At 65.3% G+C, this 19,140-nt stretch carries 20 protein-coding genes and 2 pseudogenes; 18 read left to right on the top strand and 4 right to left on the bottom strand.

Features of this window, described 5'->3' with window-relative positions; translation table 11 throughout:
• The first annotated feature begins 215 nt into the window (after window positions 1-215).
• Both QI450_RS06555 and QI450_RS06550 read left to right on the top strand, forming a co-directional pair.
• Window positions 216-1,805, top strand: coding sequence for an FAD-binding protein (locus QI450_RS06555; RefSeq protein ID WP_282468135.1), 1,590 nt, complete (start codon window positions 216-218; stop codon window positions 1,803-1,805).
• Window positions 1,806-1,919: 114 nt separating this feature from the next.
• Window positions 1,920-2,570 (top strand): hypothetical protein, encoded by a 651-nt coding sequence (locus tag QI450_RS06550; protein WP_226773773.1) that lies wholly within the window; start codon window positions 1,920-1,922, stop codon window positions 2,568-2,570.
• A gap of 293 nt (window positions 2,571-2,863) precedes the next feature.
• Here the strand turns inward: QI450_RS06550 and QI450_RS06545 are convergent, their stop codons facing one another.
• Window positions 2,864-3,769 carry a LysR family transcriptional regulator gene (locus QI450_RS06545; RefSeq protein WP_226773774.1) on the bottom strand — a complete coding sequence of 302 codons (906 nt, stop codon included), beginning with the start codon at window positions 3,767-3,769 and terminating at the stop codon, window positions 2,864-2,866.
• Window positions 3,770-3,913: 144 nt separating this feature from the next.
• Between QI450_RS06545 and QI450_RS06540 the strand changes: the two genes are divergently transcribed.
• Genes QI450_RS06540 through QI450_RS06510 form a run of 7 tightly spaced genes read left to right on the top strand, consistent with a single transcriptional unit; the run spans window position 3,914 to window position 10,540 of the window.
• Window positions 3,914-4,942 carry an amidohydrolase family protein gene (locus tag QI450_RS06540; RefSeq protein WP_226773775.1) on the top strand — a complete coding sequence of 343 codons (1,029 nt, stop codon included), beginning with the start codon at window positions 3,914-3,916 and terminating at the stop codon, window positions 4,940-4,942.
• Between the two features lie 12 nt (window positions 4,943-4,954).
• Window positions 4,955-5,647, top strand: coding sequence for a 4-carboxy-4-hydroxy-2-oxoadipate aldolase/oxaloacetate decarboxylase (gene ligK, locus QI450_RS06535; protein WP_226773776.1), 693 nt, complete (start codon window positions 4,955-4,957; stop codon window positions 5,645-5,647).
• A 2-nt stretch (window positions 5,648-5,649) separates the two neighbouring features.
• A complete protein-coding gene (locus tag QI450_RS06530; RefSeq protein WP_226773777.1) occupies window positions 5,650-6,585 on the top strand; it encodes an amidohydrolase family protein in 936 nt (311 codons plus the stop codon).
• A 1-nt stretch (window position 6,586) separates the two neighbouring features.
• Complete coding sequence (locus QI450_RS06525) at window positions 6,587-7,888, top strand: protocatechuate 4,5-dioxygenase subunit alpha/beta (RefSeq protein ID WP_226773778.1); 1,302 nt, start codon at window positions 6,587-6,589, stop codon at window positions 7,886-7,888.
• A 32-nt stretch (window positions 7,889-7,920) separates the two neighbouring features.
• Window positions 7,921-8,874 carry a Gfo/Idh/MocA family oxidoreductase gene (locus QI450_RS06520; RefSeq protein WP_226773779.1) on the top strand — a complete coding sequence of 318 codons (954 nt, stop codon included), beginning with the start codon at window positions 7,921-7,923 and terminating at the stop codon, window positions 8,872-8,874.
• Window positions 8,875-8,900: 26 nt separating this feature from the next.
• Entirely contained in the window at window positions 8,901-9,845 is a 945-nt protein-coding gene (locus QI450_RS06515) for an aldo/keto reductase (protein WP_226773780.1), read from the top strand.
• Complete coding sequence (locus QI450_RS06510; protein WP_226773781.1) at window positions 9,842-10,540, top strand: substrate-binding domain-containing protein; 699 nt, start codon at window positions 9,842-9,844, stop codon at window positions 10,538-10,540. Before QI450_RS06515 ends, QI450_RS06510 begins: the two co-directional genes overlap by 4 nt.
• A 153-nt stretch (window positions 10,541-10,693) precedes the next feature.
• Here QI450_RS06510 and QI450_RS06505 read toward each other — a convergent pair whose 3' ends face one another.
• Window positions 10,694-10,876 (bottom strand): SDR family oxidoreductase, encoded by a 183-nt coding sequence (locus QI450_RS06505; protein WP_226773782.1) that lies wholly within the window; start codon window positions 10,874-10,876, stop codon window positions 10,694-10,696.
• 138 nt (window positions 10,877-11,014) lie between these two features.
• Window positions 11,015-11,440, bottom strand: coding sequence for an FAD-binding protein (locus tag QI450_RS06500; RefSeq protein WP_282468165.1), 426 nt, complete (start codon window positions 11,438-11,440; stop codon window positions 11,015-11,017).
• 28 nt (window positions 11,441-11,468) lie between these two features.
• Here QI450_RS06500 and QI450_RS06495 point away from each other — a divergent pair, with 28 nt between their 5' ends.
• The 4 genes and pseudogenes from QI450_RS06495 (at window position 11,469) to QI450_RS06480 (ending at window position 14,050) form a co-directional block, all read left to right on the top strand.
• On the top strand, window positions 11,469-11,915 hold the full coding sequence (locus tag QI450_RS06495; protein ID WP_226773783.1) for an EAL domain-containing protein: 447 nt from the start codon (window positions 11,469-11,471) through the stop codon (window positions 11,913-11,915).
• Between the two features lie 10 nt (window positions 11,916-11,925).
• Window positions 11,926-12,204, top strand: a complete 279-nt coding sequence (locus QI450_RS06490) for an efflux RND transporter periplasmic adaptor subunit (RefSeq protein ID WP_226773784.1) — start codon at window positions 11,926-11,928, stop codon at window positions 12,202-12,204.
• Window positions 12,205-12,413: 209 nt separating this feature from the next.
• Window positions 12,414-13,571, top strand: a pseudogene (locus tag QI450_RS06485) (IS3 family transposase).
• A gap of 83 nt (window positions 13,572-13,654) precedes the next feature.
• Window positions 13,655-14,050 carry a Rid family detoxifying hydrolase gene (locus QI450_RS06480; protein WP_226773785.1) on the top strand — a complete coding sequence of 132 codons (396 nt, stop codon included), beginning with the start codon at window positions 13,655-13,657 and terminating at the stop codon, window positions 14,048-14,050.
• Window positions 14,051-14,157: 107 nt separating this feature from the next.
• Here QI450_RS06480 and QI450_RS06475 read toward each other — a convergent pair whose 3' ends face one another.
• On the bottom strand, window positions 14,158-14,445 hold the full coding sequence (locus tag QI450_RS06475; RefSeq protein ID WP_226773786.1) for a hypothetical protein: 288 nt from the start codon (window positions 14,443-14,445) through the stop codon (window positions 14,158-14,160).
• A 118-nt stretch (window positions 14,446-14,563) separates the two neighbouring features.
• Between QI450_RS06475 and QI450_RS06470 the strand changes: the two genes are divergently transcribed.
• The 5 genes and pseudogenes from QI450_RS06470 to QI450_RS06450 all read left to right on the top strand — a co-directional run.
• Window positions 14,564-15,259: a LysE family translocator gene (locus tag QI450_RS06470; protein WP_282361112.1), complete on the top strand. Its 696-nt coding sequence runs from the start codon at window positions 14,564-14,566 to the stop codon at window positions 15,257-15,259.
• 602 nt (window positions 15,260-15,861) lie between these two features.
• The gene (locus QI450_RS06465; protein ID WP_226774388.1) at window positions 15,862-16,716 is read left to right on the top strand and encodes a tyrosine-type recombinase/integrase; all 855 of its coding nucleotides are present in this window, start codon (window positions 15,862-15,864) and stop codon (window positions 16,714-16,716) included.
• Complete coding sequence (locus QI450_RS06460) at window positions 16,713-17,645, top strand: tyrosine-type recombinase/integrase (RefSeq protein WP_226774389.1); 933 nt, start codon at window positions 16,713-16,715, stop codon at window positions 17,643-17,645. The genes QI450_RS06465 and QI450_RS06460 overlap by 4 nt, the downstream gene beginning before the upstream one ends.
• Complete coding sequence (locus QI450_RS06455; RefSeq protein ID WP_226774390.1) at window positions 17,642-18,631, top strand: tyrosine-type recombinase/integrase; 990 nt, start codon at window positions 17,642-17,644, stop codon at window positions 18,629-18,631. Before QI450_RS06460 ends, QI450_RS06455 begins: the two co-directional genes overlap by 4 nt.
• A gap of 109 nt (window positions 18,632-18,740) precedes the next feature.
• Window positions 18,741-19,019 (top strand): annotated as a pseudogene (locus QI450_RS06450) (ATP-binding protein); the annotation flags it as partial.
• Window positions 19,020-19,140 lie beyond the last annotated feature (121 nt).

The following is a 19,140-nucleotide window of genomic DNA, read 5'->3' as shown; positions in this document are numbered from 1 at the left end:
ATTCAAACTCGGCTGCTTGACCGTCGCATCGTTGTTTCCGGCGCGCTCTCCCGGGGCCCGGGTGCCGTCATCTTCGTAGTGTGTCGCGTTTGCGATGTCGCGGCCGGCGATGTAGCCGAACGTCAAGGCCGGGCCGAGGTTGATCCCGCCGGCGGGTCTTGGAAAAAACCGATTTCCTCGGGGGAACCACCGCGTACTCGGCCGGGACTTGTTGGGTGCCCAACAACCGATTCCAGCGTGAAGACGGAATCCTGGACGATTACGACCGCGCCGCACGCTATCTGGATGCCGTGGTGAGCGGCAAGGCCCCGCGTGAAGGCTGGCTCGCCTATCTGGACGCCGCGCCGAAGATGCTGGACGCGATGCATGACCTTGGCGTCACCTTCCGTCGCTCCCCTGCCGTGGTCGACTACCACTCCGAACTTCCCGAGACTGGTAAGACCGGACGCGCGTTGGAACCTGACCCCTTCGACGGGCGCCTGTTGGACAAGGCCGACTTCGGCCGTGTCCGTCCGCCGGTACCCGAGTTCGCTCTTCTGGGCGGGACCCTGATGTTGCGCCGCGCGGAGGTGTCCGCCTTGCTCAAGCTCTACAACGGCTCGCTGGCTGAGCGTGGCAAGGCCGTGGCTCTGGCTGCACAACTCGGCCTGCGGTGGGCACTTGACCGGCTCACCCGTCCGCGAGGCACGCGCCTGGTGATGGGCAACGGGCTTGTGGCCCGAATGTTCCACGAATCGCGCAAGCGGGGGGTGGAATTCCTCTTCGGTGCGCAAACCACCGAACTACTCAAGGACGGGGACCGTGTTGTCGGTGCGGTGGTTGCGCAGAACGGCAGGCGCCTGCGCGTCCGTTCCCGCCAAGGCGTGGTGCTTGCCGCCGGCGGCTTCGCCCAAAACGCTGAAATGCGAAAGAAGTTGCTGCCTTCCCCCACGCCGCTCTACTCGCGGGCCGGGGAAGGGTCCACCGGAGACACGCTGTCCCTGGCCAGGGAGGCCGGTGCCACGCTGGCCAGGGATAACGGGGAAAACGCACTGTGGTTCCCCAGCTCCATCGGACGACGAAGGGACGGTTCTCGCGTGGTCTTCCCGCACATCTGGGACCGTGCCCGTCCCGGCGTGATCGCCGTGGACTCTAACGGCTTGCGCTTCGTGGACGAATCCTGTTCCTACCACCGTTTCGTGCGGGCCATGTTCGCTTCCCCGGACGCCGCCGCGGTGCCGGCCTGGCTGGTCGTGGACTCGCGGACCTTGGCAAAGTACGGGCTGGGCATGATCACGATGCCCCACCTGCCGCGTGCGGCACTGCGGCGCTACATCAAGGACGGTTATCTCTACGAGGCAGAGACCTTCACCGGCTTAGCGGCGCAGATCGGCGTGGACGCCGCGGGCTTGGAGTCGACCGTGCAGCGCTACAACGGGTTTGCCGCCACCGGCGTGGATGAGGACTTCCACAAGGGCGAGCTGCTCTTCGGTCAGGTGGCCGGGGACCCGGACCATGGGCCGAACCCGAACATCGGGCCGCTGCTGAAGGCGCCCTTTTATGCGATGGCCGTCGTGCCCACACCGCTGGCCACCGCCTACGGGGTGCTCACCGACGGAAACGGGCAGGCACTTGATACCCAGGGCAAACCGGTGGCCGGACTCTATGCCGCTGGAAACGACGCCGCGTCGGTCATGGGCTCGGAATACCCCGGCGCAGGCGTGCAGGTCGGCGCCGGCATGACCTTCGGCTGGCAGGCGGCCCGCCACGCGGCCGCCACAGCCCAGGCCGCGGCTAGTCTGGAGGGCAGCCTCCCCGCGCTCTGATACCAAGCGCCTGGTTTCCCTATTAGCCCCAGGAACGCCCGACGGCGGGACACTCCCGCCGTCGGGCGTTCCTGATGTCGACAAACCACCGCCGCCCACGGGTAACCTTGAGCCATGGCCTCATCCACACCCACCCTCGCGACGCACTGGGAACCCCTGCCCCTGCGAGTCGTGGCGGAGCTGCTCGGGCCGTCATCGGCGCGTTGGTGGTTGTCCGGAGGGGTGGCGCTCGACCACTGGCTCGGCACTAACACTCGCGAGCACGACAATATCGATGTCAGCACGACGATCGCCGACCTGCCCCAAGTGGTGCAGGACTTGCCGGCGCCGTTTAGCGCGTGGGCTCCGTCAGGCGACGGCGTTCTCCCTTGGGCAGAGGCTGATATGGATGCCGACCTGCAGCCGATCCGCATCCATAATGACGCAACGGGCGCATGGGTACTGCAGGTCAACGTCGAGGACGGCACGGATAGCGTCTGGGTTTATCGACGAGATCCCCGACTGCAGCTGCCGTGGGATCGTGCAGTGATCGACGTCGACGGCATTCCGACCGGGGCGCCCGAGGTGCAGCTGGTCTGGAAGGCGCTGCGTCCCCGTCCGGAGGACGACGCCGACAAGGATGCGGTTCTACCGGAGCTCTCTAACGAAGCCCGCGCCTGGTGGGAGCACGCGATTCTGACGATCCACCCGCACTCGTCATGGTCGATCCATGTGCGTAGCCCGTTCGCTCCGGGTAAGGCCAGCTGGAACAGGACAAAACGCTAGCGCTCCGCTTGGGCCTGCCGGCGATGGGCAGCCTGCCTGTGCCGCGTCGGTGAGGTGGCCTACGATCCAGCCGATTCTCAAGAGCGGGTGGTAGCACCCTGCAGGACGTGGTCGGGCCTTCTCCCAGTGCCGTGAATGACGGCTGCCTTCATTACAAGAACCTCGTCATGCTGCCAGACAATCTCGAAGTCGACTGGCGGCGCCGGGTCCCACCGTCCCCACCGACCTCTTCAGTCACGCCGGTGCAGCGTGAGCGGCCTGTCCGATTTTGAGACGCCCGCAGACGCTCATGACTACGACTTGTATTCATCCGCCGCAACCGCATCAAGCACCAGCGAGCGGAACCATCGCTGCGCCTGCGAGAGGCTGGCCTCGCGCCGCGTGTACAACTCCACTGGTGTGCTCTGCCCGGGCCAGGGCAGCTCGGCGATGCGAAGGCGGGGGAACCAGCCGCAGAACACCCCCGCTACATGTCGAGGCAGCAGGACGACCAGATCCGTCGCCTCGAGCACGGCGGGCACGGTGCCGTATTCCTCCATGGTCAGCACGACCTGGGACATCAAGTCGTGTTCGGTCAGCGCCTGCAAAGGATAGACGTGCCCGCCACGGGCGGAGACCCGCACAAAGCGTCTCCCCTCGAACATGTCAGGCCCGGTCGCGGGCAGTGGATGCAACCCGGACGACAGAGCCACGTATTCGACCGAACGCACGTGCGTCCTCCACAGCCGCGGTGTGGCGATCCGCGACACGGTTAATGCCAGATCGATGGTGCCGCGGATTAGCCCGCTCTCGACCTCGTCCGAATCGAGCCGTTCCACCTGTATTCGCGGATCGGCGCCGACCCGCCCGAGGGCGGTCATGATCGGTGGGAGGAACGTCTGCTCGCCGATCGAGGTGAGTCCGAGGACGAGTTCGCCGCTGAATCCGGTCGGTTCGAACACGTCCGCTCCCATGACGGTCGCGTCTATTTGTGCCAAGGCGTTGTGTAGGGGCCCAAACAGTTGCGTCGCCTTCGCGGTCGGCACCATGTCGTTCCCCTCGCGACGGAACAGCTCGTCGCCGAACCGCTCCCTGAGCCGCTTCAGGGAATAGCTGACCGTGGGCTGTGTCACGTGCAGTCGCCTGGCGGCGCCCGTGACGCTGCGCAGCTCGTAGAGCGTGACGAATGTCCGGAGCTGGTTGAGGTCGGTGAACGTCATGCCATAGATCTTATCTATGGATCTGTCTCTGCATATCTATTGGACCGCAGTGGCAAACACCCCTAGAGTCAGTTTGGGGCAGCACTGATCCAACGAAGTGCAGCTGCTTCGCACCGCTTACACTCAGTGACAAGGACGACACGCGTGATTATCGACATCCACGGCCACTACACCACAGCTCCAACACAGCTCGGAGCCTGGCGTGATCTGCAGATCGCATTCTCTGAAGGACGCGCGGACGCTCCTGACCCTGCGACCCTGCGCATCAGCGATGACGACATCCGTGAGACCATCGAGGCCAACCAGCTCAAGCTCATGAACGAGCGCGGCAGCGACGTTACTGTATTCAGCCCTCGTGCCTCGTTTATGGCGCACCACATCGGAGACCTCGCTGTGAGCGAGACCTGGGCCCGGATCTGCAACGACCTGTGCGCCCGCGTCAGCGAGCTCTACCCCGAACGCTTCCTAATGGGGGCGATGCTCCCCCAGTCCCCCGGTACGGATCCCGCGACGAGCGTTGCCGAGCTTACTCGTGCCGTCGAGGAACTCGGCGCCGTCACCGTGAACCTCAACCCCGACCCGTCCGGCGGCAACTGGACGTCCCCGCCGCTGACCGATCGCTCGTGGTACCCGATATACGAGAAACTCGTCGAATACGAGATCCCGGCGATGGTGCACGTCAGCACGTCGTGCAACCCGGCCTTCCACACGACCGGAGCGCACTACCTCAACGCCGACACCACCGCGTTCATGCAATTACTCCAGGGGGATCTGTTCCGCGACTTCCCCGAGTTGAAGCTCGTAATCCCTCACGGCGGCGGCGCCGTTCCCTACCACTGGGGGCGCTTCCGTGGGCTCGCAATGGCGCTGGGCAAGCCTGTAATCGAGGAGCACCTGCTGAACAACGTGTTCTTCGACACCTGCGTGTACCACCAGCCGGGCATCGACCTTCTCACCAAGGTCGTCCCGACCGAGAACATCCTCTTCGCGAGCGAGATGATCGGCGCCGTGCGCGACGTCGACCCGCGCAGCGGACACTACTTCGACGACACCAAGCGGTACGTCGACGCCACCACGAACCTGAGCGACGCGCAGCGCGCGCAGGTGTTCGAAGCCAACGCCCGCCGTGTCTACCCAAGGCTTGACCGCGCCCTTACTGCGCGCGGTCTCTGAGAGGACCATCAATTGCGACTGAACAACCTCGGCATCGTCCGCACCAACATCGAACGTCCGGATCCCACGGACGTCAAACGGCTTTCGCAGTTCGGCGTCGCCACTATCCACGAGGCGATGGGGCGAGTCGGGCTCCTGCGCCCCTACATCAGGCCGGCCTACACCGGCGCTAAGCTCTGTGGTCCGGCAGTGACCGTGCTGCTACAGCCTGGTGACAACTGGATGTTCCACGTCGCCGCCGAGCAGGTGCAGGAAGGCGATGTGATCGTCGCCGGCTGCACCACCGAAAGCGAAGACGGCTTCTTCGGTGAGCTGCTCGCCACCTCGCTGACCGCCCGCGGCTGCAAGGGCTTGGTGATCGACGGTGGTGTCCGCGACGTCGCCGATCTGGAGAAGATGGATTTCCCGGTGTTCTCCCGCGCTGTCAACGCCAAGGGCACGGTCAAGGCCACCCTCGGATCGGTGAACATCCCCGTAGTGGTCGCGAACGCCGTGGTGAACCCTGGCGACGTGGTCGTGGCCGACGTCGACGGCGTCGTGGTTGTCCCGCGCGAGCTTGTCGGAGCTGTGGCAGACGCCAGCCAGAAGCGCGAGGATAACGAGGAAGCCAAACGCGTGAAGTTCCGTGAGGGCGTCTTGGGCCTGGATGTCTACGGCATGCGAGAGCCGCTCGCCGCCGCCGGCCTCGAGTACGTGGAGAAGTGACCATGGCGCACGGAGACACCACGGGAGGCTTCGAGAAGTCCGCAGGCTGGCTCGACTGGTACGACGGCCCCACCAAGCCCACGTTCCGCCTGCCGGCCGACGCAGTCGACGCGCACTGCCATGTGTTCGGGCCCGGCGAACGGTTCCCTTACGCCCCCGAGCGGAAGTACACCCCGTGCGATGCCTCGGCGGAGCAGCTCTTCGCGCTGCGCGACCACCTCGGCTTCGACCGCAACGTGATCGTCCAGGCGACCTGCCACGGCGCCGACAACCGGGCACTGGTCGATGCGCTGCAGCACAGCGGCGGCCGCGCCCGCGGCGTCGCCACGGTCCGCCGCGACGTGACCGAGGAGCAGCTGGCCGAGCTGCACGCGGCCGGCGTCCGCGGGATCCGGTTCAACTTCGTCAAGCGCCTCGTCGACCGGGTGCCCACCGACTCGCTCGAGGAGATAGTCGCGAAGATCGCGCCGCTCGGCTGGCACGTGGTCATCTACTTCGAGGCCGCGGACCTGCCGGAGCTCTACGACTTCTTCTCCGCGATCCCGACCGACGTCGTCATCGACCATATGGGCCGGCCCGACGTGTCCAAGGACCCGGACGGCCCTGAGTTCGCACTGTTCCTGCGCTTCATGCGCGAGAACACCAATGTGTGGACCAAGGTCTCCTGCCCAGAGCGCCTGTCCGTCACCGGCCCGCACGCTCTCGACGGCGAACAGCACGCCTACACCGACGTGGTGCCGTTCGCCCGACGCGTGGTCGAGGAGTTCCCCGACCGCGTGCTGTGGGGAACCGATTGGCCCCACCCCAACCTCAAGGACCACATGCCCGACGACGGGCTGCTGGTCGACTACATCCCACAGATCGCGACGACGCCCGAGCTCCAGCAGAAGCTGCTCGTGGACAACCCCCGCCGCCTCTACTGGCCCGAAGGAGCATGACATGGCACTCGACAAGCCGTACAAGGACGTTCCCGGCACGATCATCTTCGACGCGGAGATGGCCCGCAAGGGATACCACCTCAACCAGTTCTCGATGTCGCTGATGAAGCCCGAGAACCGCAAGCGCTACCTGGCCGACCGCGAGGCGTACCTCGATGAGTGGCCCCTTTCGCCCAAGCAGCGCCAGGCTGTGCTGGATATGGACCTCAACGCCATGATGGCCGAGGGCGGCAACATCTACTTCCTGAGCAAGATCGGCGCCACGCACGGCCTGAGTTTCCAGCAGATGGCCGGCTCCATGACTGGCATGTCCGAGGCCGCCTACCGCGACATGATGATCGGCGGCGGACGCCACCCCGAGGGCAACCGCCTCAAGGACCTCGACGGCTGGGTCCCGCCGGCGCGGCGCGAGAAGTCCGAGACCATGCGCGAGAACGCCCCGGCGAAGTACACGTCGGCGCTGTTCACCTCGCATGTCCCGGCGATCGGTGCCGCGATGGACCTCGGCAAAACCGAGGAGCCGTACTGGAAGAAGGTGTTCTCCGGGTACGAGTGGACCCGCAGGTGGGCCAAGGAGAATACGCCCGACGTCGTCATCCTCGTCTACAACGACCACGCCACGGCCTTCGACTCGTCGATCATCCCCACCTTCGTGCTCGGCACCGGGGCAGAGTACCCGGTCGCGGACGAGGGCTACGGCCCCCGCCCTGTGCCCGATGTGAAGGGCTACCCGGAGTTCGCCGCGCACATCGCGCAGTCGGTCATCCAGGACGACTTCGACCTCACCCTCGTCAACGAGATGGTCGTGGACCACGGGCTCACCGTGCCGCTCTCGCTCGTCTTCGGCGACGTCGAGGAGTGGCCATGCAAGGTCATCCCGCTGGCCGTCAACGTGGTGCAGTATCCGGTGCCTTCCGGCCGCCGCTGCTACGAGCTCGGCAAGGCCCTTCGCCGCGCCCTCGACAAGTGGGACGGCCCGGAGCTCAACGTGCAGATCTGGGGCACCGGCGGCATGAGCCACCAGCTCCAGGGTCCGCGTGCCGGCCTCATCAACGAGGAGTGGGACAACGCGTTCCTCGACCACCTCATCGCCGACCCGCTGGGCCTGACCGAGTGGGATCATATGGAGTACGTCGATGAGGCGGGCTCCGAAGGCATCGAGCTCGTCGATTGGCTGATCGCGCGCGGCGCGATGGACGACCAGTTCGGCGGCGAGGCGCCTTCTGTTGACCACCGGTTCTACCACGTGCCGGCGTCGAACACCGCCGTCGGCCACCTTGTTCTCACGAACCCGACCGACTGACCGCATCCCGCATCCGCAACAAAGGAGCCCCCATGACTGACAAGATCCGTGTGGCCGTCGTCGGCGCCGCAGGCGCCTTCGGCATGAAACATCTCGACGGCCTGATGAACGTCCCCGATGCCGAGGTGACCGTCGTCAGCGGCACGCGGCTCGAACCGACCCAGGCAGTCGCCGCGAAGTACGGCGTCGCCAACGCCGTCATCGGGCTCGACGCCGTGCTCGAGCGCGACGACGTCGATGCCGTCATCCTCGCCACGCCCACGGGTCTGCACGCCTCGCAGATGCAGGAGGTCCTCAAGGCCGGCAAGCACGTGCAGGTCGAGATCCCGCTCGCCGACTCGCTCGCCGACGCCGAGGCGACGCTCGCGGCGGCCGAGGCGTCCGACCGCGTCGCCATGGTGGGCCACACGCGGCGGTTCAACCCCTCGCACCAGCTCGTGCACAACCGGATCGCCGAGGGCTCGTTCAACGTGCAGCAGATGGACGTGCAGACGTACTTCTTCCGCCGCACGAACACGAATGCCAAGGGCGAGCCGCGCTCCTGGACCGACCACCTACTGTGGCACCACGCCGCGCACACTGTCGACCTGTTCGCCTACCAGGCGGGCAAGATCGTGCAGGCGAACGCGATCCAGGGCCCCATCAACCCGGATCTGGGCATCGCGATGGACATGTCGATCCAGCTCAAGAGCGAGACCGGGGCAATCTGCACCCTGTCCCTCTCGTTCAACAACAACGGCCCGTTCGGCACGTTCTTCCGCTACATCGGCGACACCGAGACGTACATCGCGCGCTACGATGACCTCTTCAACGGCCGCGACGAGCAGATCGACGTCTCGAAGGTGGCGGTGAGCATGAACGGCATCGAGCTGCAGGACCGCGAGTTCGTCAGCGCGATCCGCGAGGGGCGCGAGCCGAACTCGTCGATCCGCCAGGTCATCGACTGCTACCGCGTGCTCGGCGCGCTTGAGAAGCAGCTGGCGTGAGGCTACCTCCCACCGGTCTGGGCTGTATGTCGCTGAGCCACGCGTACGGCGTCCCCCCGTCGCGTGACGAGGGGCTGGCGTTGCTGCGCGCAGCTCTCGATGAAGGTATCGGGATGCTCGACACGGCAACACTGTACGGTGGCGGCCGCAACGAAGAGCTTGTAGGTGCCGCGATCGCGGGGCGCCGCGACGAGGTCTTCCTTGCGAGTAAGTGCGGGATGGCGTCCGTTGACGGCGTGAAAGTCATCGATGGACGCCCCGATACGCTGCGCGCACAGGTCGATGCTTCGTTGAGCCGCCTTGGCGTCGATTACATCGACCTGTACTACCTTCACCGGTGGGACAAGAACGTGCCGATCGGCGACAGCGTCGGCGCGCTGGCCGAGATGGTCGCCGCGGGCAAGATCGGCGCAGTCGGTCTGTCCGAGGTGTCGGTCGCGCGACTGCGCGAGGCGCAGTCAATCACCCCTATCGCGGCCGTGCAGAACGAGTACTCGCTGTGGAGTCGCAATGCCGAGCTTGGCATGCTCGACGCCACTCGCGAGGACGGCGTGACCCTGGTTGCGTTTTCGCCGGTCGCAAGGGGTTTCCTTGCCGATGCGGTCAAGGACCCAGGTAAGCTGGCCCCAAACGACATCCGCCGCAGCATGCCGCGCTTCCAGCCCGAGCACTGGGGTGCGAATGCGACGCTGCTGGCCTCTTGGCGCGAGCTGGCTGCGGAGGCCGGTTGCACCCCAGCACAGCTCGCGCTGGTCTGGCTGCTCTCCCGCGGCGATCACGTTCTGCCGATCCCGGGAACAACGAGCGTCGCGCACCTGCGTAAGAACATGGCGGCGGCCGACATCTCTGTCGACGGAGCGCTGCTGACGCGGGCCGGCGAGCTGATTGGCACGGCCACCGTCTCTGGCCCGCGATATGCGCCAGCATCTGCTGCCGAAGTAGACGCCGAGACTTTCGAGGATGCCGCATGAGGGCGATCTCGTCGATGGCCACCCGCCACGTTCTCGCCGACCTCGCTGAAGCTGCCGCCGGGGCCGGGCTACCGCTTCTGCAGATTGAATCCGTAGGCGGAGTGGACGCCGCCCAGCGGGTGGCCGCCGGCGAGCCGTTCGACCTTGTGTTCCTCGCTGAGGACGCTCTGCAACGCCTCGCTGCCGAGGGGCACGTCGATCCGGCATCCATCGCCCCGATCGTACTGTCGGAGGTCGCCGTAGGCGTGGCCGCACGCAGCGCCGATGTAGCCACATGTTCCGAAGGCACGGCCTTTGCGAATGCCGACGAGCTTCGCGGCGCCCTGCGCGCGGCATCCCGCATCGGATATTCCACCGGACCGAGCGGCACCGAGCTATTGCGAATGATCGACCGCTGGGGCATGACCGATGAGGTCAGCGACCGGCTTGTGCAGGCCCGTCCAGGCGTACCCGTGGCGCGCCTGCTCGCCGAGGGAGAGGTCGATCTCGGCCTGCAGCAGCTCAGCGAACTGGTCGGGCAACCCGGCGTGTGCATCCTCGGCGTTCTCCCGGCCGACTGCGCGATTATCACGGTCTTCGCGGCTGCTGTCGCGGCATCCTCCAACAACGCGGCTCGTGCCGCGGAGGTGTTGGCCTTCTTCCGCTCGGACCTCTCGGCATCTATCAAGTCGTCGCACAGTTTTCGCGCGCCCTGAGGCCCTGCCGTGACGGATTGACTGATGCGGGTCCTGCAGACGCGGAGAAACCCGTCTTCGGTGACACCGCCGCCGTAGACCTTGACGTTAGCGGCCGGCCAGATTTTCCGCATGTTCGCCTCACCCCTAAGGAAGGCCTTGGTGGATTGGATTTCAGATGGACGTGTATCCGCCGTCGGCGTTGATAACGGATCCAGTCAGTGCGGAGGAGGCGTCACTGGACAGGAACAGAACGACATTCGCGATCTCCTCCGGTCGGCGCAGTGCGACAGCCCATTTGTTGCAGATGACAACACCCGTGAGGTCGACGTCGATGACGCGTTGCCAATTCGACATGTCGAGCTTGTGTAGCGGTGTCTTGACCTCGGGAATGCCGGCGCGGCACCGGCATCGGCAAGTTTGCGGGCTATGAGCATCCTGTTTCCTTACTCCTTCGGATCTTCGGCTGGGCGTCCTGTCAGGACCGGTAGGGGCTCAGACGCCGGCCACTCGCGGTACGCCGCGGTCGGCTGCGAGCTTGGTGATGTCCCTTCCGGCCCGGCAGCCGAATACCAGGGCGGGGCCGATGTGGGAGCCATATCCCGGGTAGCCGCCCCCGAAGACGCCGACGGCGGCGGCGCCGACGGCGATGAGGCCGGGAATAGCGGTTCCCTCTTCGGTTGTTACTTCGGAGCGTTCGTTAACGCCGATGCCTGCGAAGGTGCCCAGATCGCCCATCTGGATCTTGGCGGCATAGTAGGGGCCGTTGCCGACCGGGGCAAGGTTGGGGTTCGGTTTGTGTTCCATGTCGCCGCGGAAGTGGTTGTAGAGAGTGGAGCCGCGGCCGTACGCCGGGTCCTCTCCGCGTTCCGCGGCGGGGTTGAATTCGGCCACTGTTTCCTTGAGCCCTGCGGCGTCGATGCCGAGCTTGCCGGCCAGCTCCGCCAGGGTGTCCCCTGTCGCGGACCTCCGATCCGCCGCTGCACAGCTACGCGAACTTATCGCCGCCGGCGTCGGCGTCGCCCTCGATGACTACGGGACGGCGTATTCGTCCCTGGCCATGCTGCGCGACCTTCCCCTCACCGGGCTCAAGCTCGACAAATCCTTCATCGACACCATCGACTCCGACCCCACCTCTGCCATCCTCGTCTCCGGTGTTATCGCCCCGGCCAAAGCCCTGGGCCTCACCACCACTGCCGAGGGTGTCGAACGACAAACCCAACTGACCATCCTGCAAGAGCTAGGCTGCGACACCGCCCAGGGCTATCTCATTTCACGCCCCCTCCCGGCTGACCACCTCGACACAGTCCTGCGGGCGAAACACGCACGCACTGAGCCCCGGCACACCCCCGCGCCGCCCGCTCCCGTACATGCCGCGTTCACCAACAGCCCCTAGGCTCGGCAGGGTGCAAGAAATCACGGAAAACGCGGAATTACCCGCCGACGTTCCCGCTTCAGACTGGTCCGGCCTGCGGACCGGCCAGACGGTGACCATCACCGAACAAGGACACCCCACCAGCAACGGAACCATCGACGCCATCACCCCGGATGCATCCATCCTCTGGGTCCGGCTGCCTGGCCCTTCACCGCGGCGCCTGTTCCTGTGCACCGACCCGGTGACCATCCACCCCTCGCACTATGAGCATCTCCGGCGTCAACCGCCCGGGGTTCAGGGGTCGCCGTAGTACTCGCCGAAAACCGGGCGGATATGAGGCTAACCCAGTAGCGCGAAGTCCGTCCTCTGAGCGCCATCCTGTCGAACCTGCGGTGGTTCAGTTTTGCGAGCAAGGCCAAAACGGGACTGCCCCGGCTTTTGTTGACTCGGTGACCTGCCCCAGGGATTGGTTACCCGAAATGGTTTGAGTTTTGGGCTCTCGCTGAGAGGCTTTCAGACATGCCAAGGCCCTATCCACCGGAATTCCGTGCACGGGCAGTGGCCCTGGTCCGGGCCGGTAAACCAATCTGCCGTGTGGCTGCCGAGCTGGGCATCAGCGAGGGCGGCCTGCACAACTGGGTTCGTCAGGACCAGATCGACCGTGGCGAACGGCCCGGACTGACGACTCCGTAGAGCGCCGAGCTCGCCAAAGCCAGGAAGCGGATCCGGCAGCTGGAAACGGAAGTGGAGATCCTCAAGCGTGCAGCGAAGCTGCTCGTTGAGGGCCGGCCGGACCCAAAAGGATCCACCCGGTGATCGGAGAACTTACCGGTGCCGGGTTCCCCACGAAGGTCTGTTGCCGGCTGCTGGGGGTAAGCAGCCCGGGCTACTACAAGTAACGGAAGAGGCCGATGTCACCGACCAGGATGCGCCGGCAATGGCTGACCGGGCTCACCCGGGCGGTCCATGCCGAAAGCCGAGGAACTTACGGGTCCCGCCGGATCCATGCCGAACTGACACGGGGCATAAACGTCACCGTCAGCGAGCATCTGGTCGCGGAGCTGATGAGCCTGGCCGGAATTGCCGGCCTTCCCGGGCCGGCCAAGGTCAAACGCCTGCGAGGCATCGCCACCAGCTTTTGCCCTCGTGCACCGCAAATTCTTTGCGTCTGTCGCCGAACGAGCTCTGGGTCACGGACATCACCGAGCATCCCACCAGGGAGGGCAAGGTCTACTGCTGCGCCGTGATGGACACCAACAGCTGCCGGATCGTGGGCTGGTCGATCGACAGCAACCAGGACTCCGCCCTGGTCGTTAACGCCCTGGACATGGCCATGAGAAACCGCCGGCCCGTCCCGGGCGGGATCGTCCATGCCGACCACGGCGTCCAGTTCACCTCCTGGGCCTTCACCAACAAGATCCGCTCGGCCGGCCTGATGCCCTCGTTCGGGACGATCGGGGACGGCTATGACAACGCGATGATGGAATCCTTTTGGTCCAGCATGCAGATCGAGCTCTTGAACAGGAAACGCTTGAAGACCCGCACCGATCTGGCCAACGCGATCTTCGCGCTCCTTTCGAGATTTTCTACAACCGCCAGCGCCGCCATTCCGGACTGGACTATCGGACTCCGATCGAGCACGAGCTACACTGCCAGCACCCATCCCAAACAGCCTGAGACTCATTCTTCACGGGGTAACCAATCCCTGCGGCAGGTCAAGCTGTCAACTAAACCTTCAGCAGTCCCTATATTCTGGTGCCATGCCCCGATCAACTGTCACCGATCCTGCTGCACCGAAGCCGGTGGGGCCATATTCTCACGCCGCGTCCGGACCGGGGGATTTGCTCTATGTCTCTGGCCAGACCCCCATTGATCCGGCGACGGAGGCACTCATCCATGGAGGAATCGACGCCCAGACCGAGCGTGTGTTCGCCAACCTAGCGTCGGTGCTCGCGGCCGCGAATCGCAGCTTTGCGGACGTAGTGAAGGTCAATGTCTACCTGATTGACATGGCCGATTTTGCCTCGATGAACAGTGTCTACGCGAGGGTCTTTTCTGAGCCGTACCCGGCCCGAACCACCGTCGCAGTCGCCGGGCTCCCACTTGGAGCCCGAGTCGAAATCGAGGTCGTCGCGGCATCTAGGGAAGCCGACTAAGACTCGACGGGTCGCCGTTGGCTGGGCGCGTCGGACTTCTTGAGCCCGAGGCTTGGAAGTAGCGCACACGCTGATCCGTACGAGGCGTCCACGGCACTTGACCGTCGTCAGTCTTGCGCGGTGGCTGCCTCTCCCATCCGGGTCAGGGCGAGAGTGAGGATGGCGCTTGAGGTCGCGAAGTTGAGACGCACATACCCGTCTCCTCCGGAACCGAAAATGTGCCCGGAGTTGAGCGCGACCCGCGCCTTGTCGTGGAACAGTTTCGCAGGCCCGTCGACGTCGGTGGCGACCCCGAACGTCGTGCTCGCCGCGGTGATGAGTGGAATGGCGAGCTGCCCGCAATTGAGCCAGGCCAGATAGGTGCCCTCCGGTGGGATCCACGGCAGCTGAGGCACCAGAAAAGGCAGACCCGACCATCGTGGAGCCAGTAAAGAACGAGCCATCGGACCAAGGGCCGTTCTGCGATTTGACGAACACCGCAGCCAGAATCACCGCCTCGTCAGCGGCCGTCGAGTGCCCGCCAAGCGATCGTCGATCGGGCAGACCCGCACAACGGGTTGCCGAGTAGAATCCGGGGATACCCGTCGCGTACTTCTCGTTCCTAGCCATCGCCGTCGTCCTGACCGTGATCCCGGGCCGGCGATCGTGCTCATCATGAAGAACGCCGTCATCCGCGGCAGACGAGGAGCACTCATCACGGCGGCCGGAGTGTTTTCGAGCGACCTCGTATGGGTGACGGCCTCGATCGCCGGCCTGACCGCGTTGCTGGTCGCCTACCGTCCGGCCTTCGAGGCGCTTCGGTTCCTCGCGGCGGCGTACCTGATCTACCTCGGGCTCCGACTCCTCCTCAGCCGCGGACACGGCGTGGCCGATGACGAGACGGCGACGCTCGACGCGCGGGGCCCGGCACGGCGGGGATATGCCGAAGGAGCGCTGTCCGAGCTGTCAAATCCGAAAACGCTCCTCATCTTCACGACGGTCATCCCACCGTTCCTCCCGATTCACCCCACCCCCTTGGGTGTAGCCGTCTACGGGCTCACATTCGCCGTGGTCGGATTCGCGTCGAGCATCGCCTACGCACTCGTGTTCAGCGCCTCGCGACCACTCGTCAAAGGCCCCCGGGTCAAGAACCTGCTCTTCCGCGGCAGCGGAGGAGTGCTGACAGCTTTCGGCGTCGGCCTCGCCGTCGAAGGCGCACGGGAACTCTGATGCCAAGCCGTGGTCACACCGTGACGGTCACGCCATCCTGCCCTCCCACAGGAACTGGTCCGGCTGCGCCGCTACGGACTGATCATCGTCGATCTATGCCGAGCCCGTGACTATGCCGAGGCATTCGGTGGTGGCCGGTAAAGCCGTTGATGGTGGGGCGTTTCAGGCCGTGATGGACGTTCTCGTATCGGCATAGTCCCCGGGGGTGGAGCCTGTTCATGGGAGCAACCGTGCTTCCGTGAAGGAGGCGAAGTGCAGTGTCGGGAACGAGAAGGAAAGCTGGCCAGCTGTGGCCGCACGTCGAGGGTTACCGGGAGTGGTTGACGCGGCGGGGTTACACGCCGGGCACGGTCCGGAACATGTTGAAGGATTTAGGCCAGGTCGGGCTCTGGCTTTCTGCCGAGGGGCTCAACACTGAGGATCTGAACGAGGAACGCGCGGCCGAGTTCCAATCTGCCCGGCGAAACGCTGGCCGGAGCGGGAGCCCAGGTCCCCGTGCTCTGGTTCCGCTGATGAGCTACCTGCGGGAGTCGGGCGCCGTCCCCGTAAGAGCGCCTTTGGTGACACCGTTGGGTGCGCTTCTGGGCTCGTACCGGTCGTGGATGATCCAGGAGCGGGGGCTGGCGCTGACCACTGTGCTTCGTTATGAGAACACTGCCCGGCGCTTCCTTCAGGAGTCTTCTGTCGGTGGCGTGTTCGCTCCGGAGGCTCTGACCGGGGCGGACATCAATGCGTTCCTGCTGCGGGAATTCGCCCGGGTGTCTGCGGGGTCGGCGAAGGGACGGGTGGCCGAGCTGCGTTCGATCCTGCGCTTCCTCTATCTGCATGACATGACCGGGTTGAGTCTGGGTGCGTCGGTTCCTGCGGTGGGTGGATGGCGCTTCGCGGCTCTGCCCCCTGCCGGGTTGTCCGCGGCGGACGTGCAGCTTTTGCTCGACAGCGTTGACCGCAGCACGCTGGTTGGGGTCAGGGACTTCGCGATCGTGATGCTGGTGTCGCGGTTGGGGTTACGGTCCGTCGAGGTCGCACGCATGGAATTGCGGGACGTGGACTGGCGGTCCGGGGAACTCATGGTCCGGGGCAAAGCGCGCAGGCAAGACCGGTTGCCGTTGCCGGCCGAGGTCGGCGAAGCGCTGGTAGCCTACCTCTGCTCTGGTCGGAATCCTGCGGATGCCGTCCATGTATTCCTGACCTGCCGGGCACCCCGCGGGCCGATCCGCGCTGATCTGGTTGGCGATGTTGTCGAGCGGGCCTGCAAACGTGCAGGCCTGCCCGACGTCGGACCGCACGGGCTGAGGCACGCCCTGGCCGGTGAACTCCTCCGCCAGGGCGCCGGCCTGATGGCGATCAGCCAGGTCCTGCGCCATCAGGATCTGGCCACGACCGCCCTCTATGCCAAGGTTGATTTGGTCGCGCTGCGCCAGGTGGCCCAGCCGTGGCCGGGGCTTCTGCGGTGAGTGCGTTGGAGCAGGATCTCGCGGGTTACCTGCAACTGCGTCGTTCGCTCGGACACGAAATGGCCGAGGCCCGTTGGTTGCTGCCAGGCTTCGTGGCTTTTCTGGACACCCGCGGAGCGTCCACGGTGACCATAGAAGCGGCACTGGACTGGGCGCAGCAATCCCCGACAGGCCAGCCGACGACCGTGGGGCCGCGACGGATGACGGCAGCCCGCGGGTTCGCCCGCTACCTGACCGGCATTTACCCCGGCACGGAGATCCCGCCGCTGGGTCTGATGCCGCACCGGCAAAGATGGCGCCGACCGTTCATCTACTCCACAGCCGACATCGAGGCACTGATGAACCAGGCCCGCGTCTTGATCCGATCGCCGCTGCGGGCCGCGACCTACGAGACCCTGGTTGGCCTGCTGGCAGCGGGTGGTCTGCGGATCGGCGAGGCAATCAAGCTTGACCGCAGCGACATCGACTGGACCGGGAGCGTGCTGCTGATCCGCGAATCCAAATTCGGCAAATCCCGGCTGGTTCCACTCCACAGCACTGCCATGGAAGCACTGAGCGCCTACGCCCAACTCCGCGACGAGCTCGAACCCCGACCGAAGGAGCCAAGCTTCTTCGTGTCCCAGACGCACAAACGCCTCTGCTACGCGGCCGTATGCCCGACATTCCGGCATCTGGTCGATGCCGCCGGTATCGGGACCGGGGCACCCTCGGCTCCGCGGCTTCACGATCTCCGGCACACGTTCGCGGTCCGAACCCTGCTCGGCTGGTATCGCACCGGCGAGGACGTGCAGGCGAAACTCCCATGGCTATCGACCTACCTCGGCCACCGCGAACCGGCATCCACCTACTGGTATCTTTCGGCTGCGCCGGAACTGCTCGCCCTGGCCGCGGCACGCCAGAATACCGGCTGGACGGCGGTGCGATCATGACGCTGATCGCACCCACACTGCAGATGTTCTTCACCGACCGGCTCACCCAACAGCGCCAAGCCAGCCCGCGGACCATCGCCGCCTACCGCGACGCCCTGAAGCTGCTCCTGGAGTTCATCCACGCACGGACCGGCAAGTCGCCATCACAACTGGACTGGGACGACCTGAACGCGACCACAATCTCAGGATTCCTTACCCACTTGGAGAATGAACGGCACAACAGCGTCAGAACCCGCAACGTCCGCCTGACAGCCATCCGCTCACTTTTCTCCTACGCCGCGTTGCGTCATCCCGAGCATGCGCTGCTGATCCAGCGTGTCCTCGCCATCCCGCCGAAGCGGTTCGACAAGCGCACAGTGACATTCCTGCCCGCACCCGAGATCGACGCCCTCGTCGCGGCCCCGGACCAGTCCAGATGGGAAGGACGGCGCGACAGGGCCCTGATGCTCCTCGCCATCCAGACCGGACTGCGGGTCTCCGAACTCACAGGCCTGAACTGCACCGATGTCACGCTGGGCGCCGGCGCGAACGTCCGATGCGAAGGCAAAGGACGCAAACAACGCGCCGTTCCAATCACCACTCCCGTCGAAGGACTGCTGCGTTCCTGGCTGGCCGAACGAGCCGGAAAACCCCACGAGCCAGTGTTCCCGACCCGCACCGGGCGGCGGCTCAGCCGCGACGCCGTCGCGCTGCGGGTCAGCACCCACGCAGCGACCGCTGCCCGAACATGTCCGTCGCTATCGGGCAAGAAAATCCACCCTCACGTGTTTCGTCACAGCTGCGCGATGACCTTGCTCCAAGCCGGGGTCGACACCTCGGTGATCGCCCTCTGGCTCGGCCACGCCGGAGTCCGTTCCACCGACGCCTACGTCCACGCCGACATCACCATCAAGGAGAAAGCCCTCGCCCTCACCACCCCGGCATCCGCCAGCCCTGGCCGATACCACCCACCCGACAAGATCCTCGCGTTCCTCGAGAGCCTGTAACTATGCCGACCCGCGACCGGCCCGGACCCCGCACACCAGCCCGACCTGGCGGACACCTCGGCATAGTCGCGGGCTCGGCATAGACCGATCTATGCGGACATCCGCATAGATCGACGAAGTCGGCTACATCCCGTTCGAGCAGGACGCCGCGAACCTGTTCTTCCAGCTCGTCTCATCACGCTACGAACAAGCGTCCCTGATCCTGACCTCGAACCTGCCCTTCGCCCGCTGGGGAGACGTGTTCGGAGACCAGGTCGTCACCTCCGCAATGATCGATCGCATCGTCCACCACGCCGTAGTCATCACCCTCAAAGGCTCCAGCTACCGACTCAAACATGCACAGAAAGACTCCCTGCCCTCGACAAGACCGGAAAATCAGGCAGAATAACCAACATCAACGTGGCTCACTTTTCCGCCCGCGACATGGCTCAATTTTCGACCATCGCTGACAGTCGGCAAAGGACCTGGAGGTTTGGTAATGGCACGGAATCGATTCACCGGTCAACCCG

This window comes from Arthrobacter sp. EM1 (assembly GCF_029964055.1).
Taxonomy (GTDB): Bacteria; Actinomycetota; Actinomycetes; order Actinomycetales; family Micrococcaceae; genus Arthrobacter.
The sequence above is the reverse complement of the archived record's forward strand: the minus strand, read 5'-3'. Positions and strand labels throughout refer to the sequence as shown.

Coding starts and splice junctions, on each gene's coding strand:
- QI450_RS06550 (WP_226773773.1), top strand. CDS start 1,920: ATGGCCTCATCCACACCCACCCTCGCGACGCACTGGGAACCCCTGCCC.
- QI450_RS06545 (WP_226773774.1), bottom strand. CDS start 3,769: ATGACGTTCACCGACCTCAACCAGCTCCGGACATTCGTCACGCTCTAC.
- QI450_RS06530 (WP_226773777.1), top strand. CDS start 5,650: ATGGCGCACGGAGACACCACGGGAGGCTTCGAGAAGTCCGCAGGCTGG.
- QI450_RS06525 (WP_226773778.1), top strand. CDS start 6,587: ATGGCACTCGACAAGCCGTACAAGGACGTTCCCGGCACGATCATCTTC.
- QI450_RS06520 (WP_226773779.1), top strand. CDS start 7,921: ATGACTGACAAGATCCGTGTGGCCGTCGTCGGCGCCGCAGGCGCCTTC.
- QI450_RS06515 (WP_226773780.1), top strand. CDS start 8,901: ATGTCGCTGAGCCACGCGTACGGCGTCCCCCCGTCGCGTGACGAGGGG.
- QI450_RS06510 (WP_226773781.1), top strand. CDS start 9,842: ATGAGGGCGATCTCGTCGATGGCCACCCGCCACGTTCTCGCCGACCTC.
- QI450_RS06505 (WP_226773782.1), bottom strand. CDS start 10,876: ATGTCGAATTGGCAACGCGTCATCGACGTCGACCTCACGGGTGTTGTC.
- QI450_RS06480 (WP_226773785.1), top strand. CDS start 13,655: ATGCCCCGATCAACTGTCACCGATCCTGCTGCACCGAAGCCGGTGGGG.
- QI450_RS06465 (WP_226774388.1), top strand. CDS start 15,862: ATGATCCAGGAGCGGGGGCTGGCGCTGACCACTGTGCTTCGTTATGAG.
- QI450_RS06455 (WP_226774390.1), top strand. CDS start 17,642: ATGACGCTGATCGCACCCACACTGCAGATGTTCTTCACCGACCGGCTC.